Annotated in this window: 9 protein-coding genes; 3 read left to right on the top strand and 6 right to left on the bottom strand. The window is 49.0% G+C overall.

The features are described 5' to 3' along the window. Positions 1 to 5: 5 nt before the first annotated feature. From DBY90_RS01130 to DBY90_RS01140, 3 genes are all read right to left on the bottom strand, one after another. Entirely contained in the window at positions 6 to 755 is a 750-nt protein-coding gene (locus DBY90_RS01130) for an electron transfer flavoprotein subunit beta/FixA family protein (protein WP_070491683.1), read from the bottom strand. 219 nt (positions 756 to 974) lie between these two features. After that, a complete protein-coding gene (gene waaC, locus DBY90_RS01135; protein WP_070491685.1) occupies positions 975 to 1,943 on the bottom strand; it encodes a lipopolysaccharide heptosyltransferase I in 969 nt (322 codons plus the stop codon). Between the two features lie 36 nt (positions 1,944 to 1,979). Continuing rightward, the gene (locus tag DBY90_RS01140; protein WP_070491687.1) at positions 1,980 to 2,615 is read right to left on the bottom strand and encodes a nicotinamidase; all 636 of its coding nucleotides are present in this window, start codon (positions 2,613 to 2,615) and stop codon (positions 1,980 to 1,982) included. Positions 2,616 to 2,729: 114 nt separating this feature from the next. On the opposite strand from DBY90_RS01140, the gene tsaA reads away from it, so the two are divergent. Next, positions 2,730 to 3,404, top strand: a complete 675-nt coding sequence (gene tsaA / locus DBY90_RS01145) for a tRNA (N6-threonylcarbamoyladenosine(37)-N6)-methyltransferase TrmO (RefSeq protein ID WP_070491689.1) — start codon at positions 2,730 to 2,732, stop codon at positions 3,402 to 3,404. An 861-nt stretch (positions 3,405 to 4,265) separates the two neighbouring features. On the opposite strand, the gene gap is transcribed toward tsaA, so the two are convergent. Further along, positions 4,266 to 5,270 carry a type I glyceraldehyde-3-phosphate dehydrogenase gene (gap, locus tag DBY90_RS01160; RefSeq protein WP_070491691.1) on the bottom strand — a complete coding sequence of 335 codons (1,005 nt, stop codon included), beginning with the start codon at positions 5,268 to 5,270 and terminating at the stop codon, positions 4,266 to 4,268. A gap of 567 nt (positions 5,271 to 5,837) precedes the next feature. Here gap and lpxC point away from each other — a divergent pair. After that, a complete protein-coding gene (lpxC, locus tag DBY90_RS01165) occupies positions 5,838 to 6,752 on the top strand; it encodes a UDP-3-O-acyl-N-acetylglucosamine deacetylase (protein WP_070491694.1) in 915 nt (304 codons plus the stop codon). A gap of 329 nt (positions 6,753 to 7,081) precedes the next feature. Here the strand turns inward: lpxC and ggt are convergent, their stop codons facing one another. Continuing rightward, positions 7,082 to 8,851, bottom strand: coding sequence for a gamma-glutamyltransferase (gene ggt, locus DBY90_RS01170; RefSeq protein ID WP_070491696.1), 1,770 nt, complete (start codon positions 8,849 to 8,851; stop codon positions 7,082 to 7,084). A 482-nt stretch (positions 8,852 to 9,333) separates the two neighbouring features. On the opposite strand from ggt, the gene gnd reads away from it, so the two are divergent. After that, the gene (gnd, locus tag DBY90_RS01175; protein ID WP_070491698.1) at positions 9,334 to 10,782 is read left to right on the top strand and encodes a decarboxylating NADP(+)-dependent phosphogluconate dehydrogenase; all 1,449 of its coding nucleotides are present in this window, start codon (positions 9,334 to 9,336) and stop codon (positions 10,780 to 10,782) included. A 74-nt stretch (positions 10,783 to 10,856) separates the two neighbouring features. On the opposite strand, the gene DBY90_RS01180 is transcribed toward gnd, so the two are convergent. Then, positions 10,857 to 11,101 (bottom strand): IS3 family transposase (locus DBY90_RS01180; RefSeq protein ID WP_234405084.1); only part of this gene is annotated, 245 nt, incomplete at its 5' end.

Here is an 11,101-nt window from a genome sequence, read left to right on the forward strand (position 1 = left end):
TCTCCTCAAATCACTTTGGCTTCGTTTTTCAATTTTTCAACCAATTCGGCAACGCTTGCCACTTTTACGCCTGCCTGACGCGCTTTAGGCTCGGAGAATTTCACCGTTTTCAGACGAGGTGAAATATCGGCAACCAAATCGGCAGGAGCCAGTTTTTCCAAAGGTTTTTTCTTTGCCGCCATAATATTGGGGAGTTTGACAAAGCGCGGTTCGTTCAGACGCAAATCTGCGCTGATGACTGCAGGCAGTTTCAACGCAATCGTTTCTTCGCCGCCATCGATTTCGCGCACGATCTGTACCTCGTCGCCTTCAATTTGTACTTTTGAAGCAAACGTACCTTGCGCCGCATTCAGTAAAGCTGCCAGCATTTGTGCCACTTGGTTGGCATCATCATCAATCGCTTGTTTGCCCAAAAAGAGAATTTGCGGATTTTCTTTGTCCGCAACGGCTTTCAGCAGCTTGGCAACTGCCAGCGGCTCCAATTTCGCATCGGTTTCAACATGAATTGCACGGTCGGCACCCATCGCCAAAGCAGTACGCAACGTTTCTTCGCATTTTTTCTCGCCCAAAGAAACCGCTACGATTTCGCTTACTTTTCCGGTTTCTTTCAAACGGACGGCTTCTTCCACAGCAATTTCGTCAAACGGATTCATCGACATTTTGACATTGCCGATATCTACATCCGACCCATCGGCTTTTACACGAACTTTAACGTTGTAGTCCACTACGCGCTTTACTGCGACCAGTGCTTTCATTGAATTCTCCTAAAAAGAACGTTGCTTTCACCATCCAGCGAAACCAAACCTTCTTCTCTATAAAATCAAATCCGTTTTTTTAGAAACGAATTCATTCAGAAATCTTTCGGATAATGCTTGCCGATTATATCATTTTTAAAGCATTTGCTCAGGCTGGTAGATATACATTCTCATGCTCAATAAAAAATATCAGGTGCTATATCAGTTTCAGACGACCTCTTAGCCTTTGTCTGCTGCGACACAATCCATCAGCGTTTGATAAACCAAATCTGCAGTCGGAATCTGCCCGATATTGCCCAAATTTTTTGCAACAGCCGAAACTTGAACGCCTGTTTTAATCGGATCGGTATCGGTATAAATACCGACCACAGGTTTTTCCAAGGCATTTGCCAAATGCAACAAACCGGTATCCACGCCGACAATTCCGACCGCGTGTTTCAGCAGATACGCCGCCTGCAATAAATTCATTTTGTCGCACACAATAGCAAACGGCAGCCCATCTGCAATTTTTTCGGCACGCGTTTTTTCAGCTTCATTTCCCCAAGGCAGGTAAATATTGCATTGCTGTTCTTCATTCAACTTTTGCAGCAATGTCCGCCAGTTTTCCACAGGCCATAACTTACTGTCCCGGCTGGTCGCGTGCAAAGCCGCATAATACGGCTGCTCTAAATTTTTCAGACGACCTGCTTCGAGAACGGTCAAACCGAATACCTGCGTTTCAGGCATCACATACCCAAATACTTGGGCGAACAGCTCACGGTTGCGCCAAACGGCATTTTTCCCTTTGGGTACAGCGTATGTTTTAGTATATGCAACCGCAGCCAATCCCTCGCGCGCACTGTGTTTATCCAAACCATAAATAGGGGATTTTGCCATTTTGGCGAAACACGCGCTTTTAATCAGACCTTGACTGTCCAATACGAAATCAAATGCTTCCTGCCGCAAAGTCTGTTTCAGACGACCTATTTCCTGCCAAGTTTCAGCCTGAAAAAGATGTTTGCGCCATTTCCGCCATTTCATCACATGGATTTTTTTCACAAACGGATGCAGGCGCGCAATATCCGCAAATCCGGCTTCACACAGCCAATGAAGCTCTACATCAGGGCATTGTCGCGCCAAATCTTCGATTGCGGGCAAAGTGTGAATTAAATCGCCCATACTGGACAAGCGGACAAGCAAAATTTTCATATTTTTGAAGGTTGTTTCACGTGAAACAATTGTAACTTATTGATTATTAATATATTTTTTAATTTCGTCAGCGTTTTTTAAGATCATTGCACCAGCAGAACACATTTCCTGCCATGCCGTTTCGATGGTATCTGGCGCAATACCCCGACAAGCCGCTTCATTGACAATAACCTGCCAACTGCCGCCTTTGATCAACTGCAAAACCGTTGTTTTCACACAATAATCCGTAGCCAAGCCGCCGACAATGACCGTATCCGTATTTTGACAACGCAGCCATTCAATCAACCCTGTGCTCAGTTTTTCCTCAATATCGTGAAAACACGCGCCGTAAGGATGCAACTCAGGATCAACACCTTTCCAAACGCAATAATCGTATTCCTTAGCAGAAGGCAGCCCGTCCAACAATTCATAGCCGCGCGTACCGACCATTGCATGAGCCACCCAAGTCAAATCCGCATCAGGCAACCCTGTCGGTTTCAACATATCAACAGGGTTATCCACAAGCCATTTCGCCGCCGCATGATGCGCATCTTTCGTCATCACACGCAAATCCGCCGAAGCTGCTTGGGCATTCAACTCTTCTACAATCAAATGCCCCTCGTTCACAGGCAGCTCGTCAGGACACAAAGGCGTAAAAGTTTTTTGTGCATCAACATCAATGGAAACAATCATCTCATCATTTCAACGCAATTAAAATGCCCTGTATTATAACAAATTACTGCCCAAAAGCGGTAAAACCGACTGTGATAAGATAACGTTTTTCCGAAAAACTTGTCCACAATCCTCATGACTTACACCATCGTCCCCATTGCCACCGCCCGCTCGCCCTACAAACAGAAATTCGGCGTCGCCCGCCAGCCCGGATTGGTTCCCGCCGCAGAAGTCTGTATTGAGCTGAATCCCGAATTTACCGCAGACAGCGTGCGCGGACTGGAACGCTTCGATTATGTGTGGATAAGTTTTATTTTTCATGGCGTTTTAGATGAAGGCTGGGCACAAATGGTGCGTCCGCCACGGCTCGGCGGCAAACAAAAAATGGGCGTATTCGCTACGCGCAGCCCCCACCGCCCCAATCATCTCGGACTATCACTCTTAAAACTCAACCGCATCGAAACCGGCAAACCCGTCCGCCTTTATTGCAGCGGCGCAGACCTGCTAGACGGCACGCCGATTATCGACATCAAGCCCTACATACCCTTTGTCGAATCCAAACCCGACGCATCATCCGGCTTCGTCAGCGGCAAACCCGAAGAGCTTGAAGTCGTATGGCTGGAAAACATCGGAGCGGAAAATTTATCTGAAAGCACCAAAAACCTGATTAGCCAAAGCATTGCCCAAGACCCGCGTCCCGCCTATCAGAATATTCCCGAACGGATTTACGTCATGAATATTGAGGATTATGAAGTCAGATTTCAAATTGAGGAAAACCGTGCGACGGTTATTGGGATAAGCGTTGTTTGAAATTTAGTGGTTGATTTCATTACAAAAGGTTGTCTGAAAACCTAAATCTCTGGGTTTTCAGACGACCTTATTTTGTTCAATCGATGCGGGTCTTATTCAATTAACGCTTGAGATAAACCGAACCCGTAGTGTGAGCTTCGCCCACAAAATCGATCATCCAACAACCAAATCAGACAATAGCCGAATTTGCTTTCATCTCGTGGGCAAAGCCCACGCTACTCGTTGCGGCAACGGCAACTTGCCTCTTCCCCCCGTCCGGTGGGGGAAGGTTAGGATGGAAGTGGCTTTATGGGTTTAGATAAAATCAAATTCGTATAGCTCGCAGAGCCACCCTCTCCCCAGCCCTCTCCCGCCGGATGGGAGAGGGGGCGGGTTGCAGGTAAAAAAGAGGTCGTCTGAAAACTTTGAGATTTGAGTTTTAGAGAAACTCGTTCACGCTTTTTTCAGACGACCTCGTTTATTCAATCAACACAGGCTTGGGATAACCGAAGTAGCGTGGGCTTTGCCCACGAAACGAATAAAAATTTGATAGTTGTCTGATTCGAATTATCGGATGATAGATCTTGTGGGCAAAGCCTACGCTACAATTGCTGCAACGGTAACCTGTCCCTTCCCCCGTCCGGCGGGGGAAGGTTAGGATGGGGGTGGCTTTATGGGTTTAGGTAAAATCAAATTCGTTAGTTCGTAGAGCCACTCTCTCCCCAGCCCTCTCCCACCAGGCGGGAGAGGGTGCAGGTTACAAATAAAAAACAAGGTCGTCTGAAAATGTGAAACCAAGTTTAGTAAAACTCGTTCACGCTCGTTTTCAGACGACCTTTTCTCTTACTTATCCACAGACTGGTTTACCCAATCCGAAATCCTTTAGATTTTGCCTGCGAAGTATTCCAAAGTGCGGACGAGTTGGCAGGTGTAGGACATTTCGTTGTCGTACCAGGCAACGGTTTTTACCAGTTGTTTGTCGCCTACGGTCATCACGCGGGTTTGGGTGGCGTCGAAGAGCGAGCCGTATTCGATACCGATGACATCAGAAGAAACGATTTGATCTTCAGTGTACCCTAAAGTATCGCTGGCAGCAGCTTTCATTGCGGCGTTGATTTCTTCTTTGGTTACAGGGCGTTCGAGGATGGAAACCAATTCGGTCAGCGAGCCGGTGGCGACGGGGACGCGTTGGGCGGAGCCGTCGAGTTTGCCATTCAATTCAGGGATAACCAAACCGATGGCTTTGGCGGCGCCGGTGCTGTTGGGCACGATGTTGAGCGCGGCGGCGCGGGCGCGGCGCAAATCGCCTTTGCGGTGCGGCGCATCAAGGGTGTTTTGGTCGCCGGTGTAGGCGTGGATGGTGGTCATCAGACCTTCGACTACGCCGAACTCTTTTTGCAGAACTGCCGCCATCGGGGCAAGGCAGTTGGTGGTGCAGGAAGCGGCGGAAATAACGGTTTCGCTGCCGTCCAAAATGTCTTGGTTCACGCCATATACGACGGTTTTTACGTCATTGCCGCCGGGGGCGGAAATAACGACTTTGCGCGCACCGGCGCGGATGTGGGCTTCGGCTTTGGTTTTGCTGGTAAAGAAGCCGGTACATTCGAGGACGACGTCCACGCCCAAATCGCCCCAAGGCAATTCTTCAGGATTCGGATTGGCGAAGACTTTGATTTCTTTGCCGTTCACCACGATGGCATCGTCTTTCAATTCGGCAGTACCTTGGAATCGGCCTTGGGTGCTGTCGTATTTGAAAAGGTGCAGCAGCATTTCGGCAGGGGTCAGGTCGTTGACGGCGACGACTTCGATACCTTCGGCTTTTTCGATTTGACGCAATGCCAGACGGCCGATGCGGCCGAAACCGTTAATCGCTACTTTGATGCTCATTTTCATACTCCTTGTAGTAGGGAAAGGGGAAAAATTTCAGTAAGGGTATTGTATCCTGAAATAAAACTACTACCTAGAATTACACGAAGCTACTTTAAAAATGTTTGATTTAAATAAAAAAACCATGAAATAGGTCGTCTGAAAACATGCATTGGCAAGATTTGCATCCATATTTGGGGATAAATTCCGGCCGGTTTTTAAATTAATATGTAATTATTTAAAAAATGGTGATTATGATGAGTACGTCCCTATTTTGTGGATAACCTGATTACTGATTGTATAATCAAATTGTTGTATTCATTTAAAGGCTGCGTTCAAATTCTGTTTTTTGTGAGAACAAAGTCGGATAATCTGTAATTGTTTGAATTTTTCTGTGGATAAAATCAGATTTGTCCACTTCGATTACACGTCATTTTGTGGATAATCTTATTGGTACAAAGGGTCTTCTGAAAAATCTGTGGTTCTGAAACGCCTACATTAGCAAATACTATTAAAAATAATGGATTATTTTTTCCTTTTTATCGTATTATCCAAACATCAAACCAATGATTACTAAGGAGGCGGTTTATGCTGCAACGAACTTTGGCAAAATCCATCAGCGTAACCGGCGTCGGATTGCATTCGGGCGAACGGGTTGCGTTGACCTTACACCCTGCGCCTGAAAACAGCGGGATTTCCTTCCGCCGTACCGATTTGGACGGCGAAATGGGCGACATCATCAAACTTACGCCCTACCTCATCAACGATACGCGCCTGTCGTCCACCATCGTAACCGACAAAGGCGTGCGCGTCGGCACCATCGAACACATCATGTCCGCGCTGTCTGCCTACGGCATCGACAATGCGCTGATTGAGTTGAACGCGCCCGAAATCCCGATTATGGACGGCTCCAGCCTGCCGTTTATTTATCTTTTGCAAGATGCGGGCGTTGTCGATCAAAAGGCGCAAAAGCGGTTTTTGAAAATCCTCAAGCCTGTCGAAGTCAAGGAAGCGGGCAAATGGGTGCGTTTTACGCCGTATGACGGCTTTAAAGTGACGCTGACCATCGAATTCGACCATCCGGTTTTCAACCGCAGCTCGCCCACTTTTGAAATCGATTTCGCGGGCAAGTCCTACATCGACGAAATCGCGCGCGCGCGCACCTTTGGCTTTATGCACGAAGTAGAAATGATGCGCGCCCACAATCTCGGACTGGGCGGCAATTTGAACAACGCCATTGTGATTGACGATATGGACGTTTTGAATCCGGAAGGTTTGCGTTATCCCGACGAGTTCGTCCGCCACAAAATCCTCGATGCCATCGGCGATTTGTATATCGTCGGGCACCCGATTATCGGCGCATTCGAAGGCTACAAATCCGGCCACGCGATTAACAACGCTTTATTGCGCGCAGTTTTGGCGGATGAAACCGCTTACGAATGGGTTGAATTCGCCGACGACGAGGATTTGCCGTCTGCCTTCCACGAGCTGCCCGCGGCTTGAGATAAGACAGCGCACAAAAAGGCTGTGGATGATTGTTCGTCCACAGCCTTTTTATTGAATAACTTAGAAGGTCGTCTGAAATCTTAAAACCAAGATTTCAGACGAGCTTTTTTCTATAAAACGAAACAAAAAAACCATCTTCTGCCAATATTTCAACCTTGATTATCCACATGACTATCTAATCTATCCTTATGAAAAATAGAAAGATTATATTTTTTCTCAAATTTTATACACATTTTATCCATAGCTTTTCTCCAGCAATAAAAAAGGTCGTCTGAAAACCCAAATTCGGATTTCAGACGACCTTTTATCCACAAGCTTATCGGTGATCAATCGCCCATGACTTTGCCTTCGCGGCGCGGGTCGGCACCGCCGAGCAAACCGTCTTTGCCGATCACAATGCCTTGCACGCCGGAATTCAAATCGCGGACTTGGACTTTGTAGCCTAGTTTTTCCAAGGCTGACGCTTTGTCCGCCGCTGCGGTTTTTTCCTCGATTTCATACTGGCTGCCGCGATTGAGCATATTCGGCAGAGAGATTGCCGCCTGAATGTCCATGCCCCAGTCGATATGCGCCACCAGCGTTTTGGCAACGAAACCGATAATACGGCTGCCGCCGGGCGAACCGACCGCCATATAAGGTTTGCCGTCTTTCATCACAATGGTCGGCGCCATCGAAGAACGCGGCCGTTTACCGCCCGCCACGCTGTTGGCAACGGTTTTACCGTCCGCGCCGACGGGGTTGAAAGCGAAATCGGTCAATTCATTGTTGAGCAGATAGCCGTTTGCCATCAGCCCCGAGCCGAACGCGTTTTCAATCGAAGTCGTCATGGACACGACGTTGCCGTCTTTATCCACCACCACCAAATGGCTGGTGGACGGCAGCTCTACCGCCATACCCTGCGCGTATTTCTTGCCAAACTTACCCGCCTGAATGTTTTCCAACGCCTTGTCGGCTTGGCGGATTTCTTCGGCACGCGGTTTCAGATAAGCCTGCGAAATCAAGGCTCGGGTCGGGACGTTGACAAACGCGGGATCGCCGATGTAATGATCTCGGTCGGCAAACGCAATCCGTGACGCATCGCCTATCCAGCGCCAACTGTGGATATTTTCCGCTCCCAACGCCTTCATATCCTGATTTTGCAACACGCCCAAAATCTCGCCCAAAGCAATCGCGCCCGAACTTGGCGCACCCATGCCGCAAACTTCGTATTCACGATAGGGCGCACAAACCGGTTGACGCTCGATAACGCGGTAGTTTTTCAAATCCGACAAACTGATTTTGCCGGGGTTATCCACAGCGCCGGTAACGGCACGGACAATATTCTGCGCCTGCGTGCCCTGATAAAACGGCGCGCTGCCTTTTTCCGCCAACAGGCGTACGGAGCGGGCAAATTCAGGGTTTTTCAACACCGTTCCCGCTGCCAAAGGCTTGCCGTCAGGCAGGAAATAGGCGGCGGTTTGGGGATAACGTTTCAAAGGCTCAAGATTCTGCTCGATGGATTTTGCCATGCGCGGTGAAACCGTAAAGCCTTGTTCTGCCAAAGTAATCGGTTTGTCAAACAGACTCGCCCAAGGCAACTTGCCGTAACGCTTGTGGACATCTTCCAGCAGCTTCGGAATCCCCGGCACGCCGACCGAACGGCCGCCGACCACTGCGTTCATAAAGCCCATCGGTTTGCCGTTTTCATCCAAAAAAAGCTCCGGCGTTGCCGCTTTCGGCGCCGTTTCGCGGGCATCGAACGTCGTCAGCTTTTTCGCCTTATTGTCCCAATACACCAAAAACGCGCCGCCACCCAAACCTGAAGACTGCGGCTCGGTCAGACCCAAGGTCGTCTGCATGGCAATCATCGCATCTATCGCGCTGCCGCCGCGTTTCAATATTTCGTAACCCGCCTCGGTTGCCAACGGATTGGCAGACGCCGCCATATAATGTTTGGCGCGAATCAATTTTTGCTCGGTCAGCCCCGTCCCTTGTTCCGGCGCATGGTTATCCACAGCCGTCGGTGCAGGCGCGGCATCAGGTTTCTGCATAGGCTGGTGCGCACACGCCGCCAAAACCAAAACCGCCAACAGGTTTAAGCCAAAGGAAAATTTCATATTTGCTCCCTTTTAGTTAGCTATTTTTCAGACGACCTTTACAGGGTTAAAAAATACAAAAGGTCGTCTGAAACATGGAAACCGATTGGACTGTTTATCTCGTTATACAGTTCCGTTCGAGCCCGGTATAAAACCGGAAGGCCGTGTGTATAGCCGGAAAGTTATGCACAGAACCAAATCAAATTTCAAAATTATCCACATCTGCCAACAAGGCAAACAGCGGTTTATCCGCATCCAAAATTAGCATTCAATTTATTGAACTAAATGAGGAATCAAAGTTATACACAAGAAAAAGCGCGACTCAATATAATCATCTATTTATTATTTAAAATCTTATTTATAGTTTGTTTTCCCAACACGCAGCCAACGCCAGCAACGTAAAGGCATCTTTTCAAAAAATTAGATAGTTAAGGATTGTTAAACCTCTGTAAATCAGATAGAGTTACGGCTGATAAATTAAATTAATAATGGAGCTTCCATCAATGAAAGGCGATATCGGCGTCATCGGCTTGGCCGTTATGGGTCAAAATTTGATTTTGAATATGAACGATCGCGGTTTCAAAGTCGTGGCGTACAACCGGACCACCGCTAAAGTAGACGATTTTCTCAACGGCGCAGCCAAAGGCACCAACATTATCGGTGCCTATTCATTGCAAGATTTAGTGGATAAACTGGAAAAACCTCGAAAAATCATGATGATGGTGCGCGCAGGTTCTGTCGTTGACGACTTTATCGAGCAACTTGTCCCGCTTTTGGACCAAGGCGACATTATTATTGACGGCGGCAACGCCAACTATCCCGATTCCACCCGCCGCACCCACGAGCTGGCGGCAAAAGGAATCCGCTTTATCGGCGCGGGCGTTTCCGGCGGCGAAGAAGGCGCGCGTCACGGTCCGTCCATCATGCCCGGCGGCGACGAAGCCGCATGGCCGGCAGTCAAACCCATCTTCCAAGCCATTGCCGCCAAAACCCCGCAAGGCGAACCCTGCTGCGACTGGGTCGGCCGCGACGGCGCAGGCCATTTCGTCAAAATGGTGCACAACGGCATCGAATACGGCGATATGCAGTTGATTTGCGAAGCCTACCAATTCATGAAAGACGGCTTAGGTCTGAGCTACGACGAAATGCACCGCATTTTCAGCGAATGGAACCAAACCGAGCTGGATTCCTACCTGATTGAAATCACCGCCGCGATTTTGGGCTACAAAGACGAAAACGGCGAACCTTTGGTCGAAAAAATCCTCGATACCGCCGGACAAAAAGGTACAGGCAAATGGACCGGCATCAACGCCCTCGACTTGGGCATCCCGTTGACCCTGATTTCCGAAGCCGTGTTCGCCCGCTGCGTATCCGCGTTCAAAGACCAACGCGTTCAAACCGGCAGCTTGTTCGGCAAAACCGTTACCCCCGTTGACGGCGACAAAGCCGCATGGGTCGAAGCCCTGCGCCAAGCCCTATTGGCATCCAAAATCATCTCCTACGCACAAGGCTTCATGCTCATCCGCGAAGCCAGCGAAAACAACGATTGGGCATTGAACTACGGCAACACCGCCCTTCTGTGGCGCGAAGGCTGCATCATCCGCAGCGCGTTCTTGGGCAACATCCGCGACGCATACAAAGCCAATCCCGATTTGGTGTTCTTGGGTTCCGATCCTTATTTCAAAGGCGTATTGGAAAACTGCCTGCCCGCATGGCGCAAAGTGGTCGCCAAAGCCATCGAATGCGGCATCCCCATGCCCTGCATGGCTTCCGCGATTACCTTCCTCGACGGCTACACCACCGAACGCCTGCCCGCCAACCTGCTGCAAGCCCAACGCGACTACTTCGGCGCGCACACCTATGAGCGCACCGACAAACCGCGCGGCGAGTTCTTCCACACCAACTGGACAGGCAAAGGCGGCGATACCGCATCGACCACTTACGATATTTGATTTGTCTGAGTTAGCAACAAGGTCGTCTGAAAACTGAACTGGCCCCCAAATCTTGGACACTCATAAAAGCCTATTCAGGCGCTCTGTGCAAGCTGGGTTCTGTATGCGACAGGACTCAGCTTTTTCAATTTCAAACTGCAACGCTCGCGGTTGTAGTAATCCATATAATCATCTATCTGTTTCATCAATTCATCCACCGTCAATTCCCCTGCACGATAGAAACACTCCGTCTTCAGCACCGCAAAGAAGCTTTCCATCGGTGCATTGTCCCAGCAGTTCGCCTTTCGCGACATGCTTTGAACCATGGAATGTTTTGCAA

The sequence above is a fragment of the Neisseria mucosa genome (assembly GCF_003044445.1).
Lineage (GTDB): Bacteria > Pseudomonadota > Gammaproteobacteria > Burkholderiales > Neisseriaceae > Neisseria > Neisseria mucosa_A.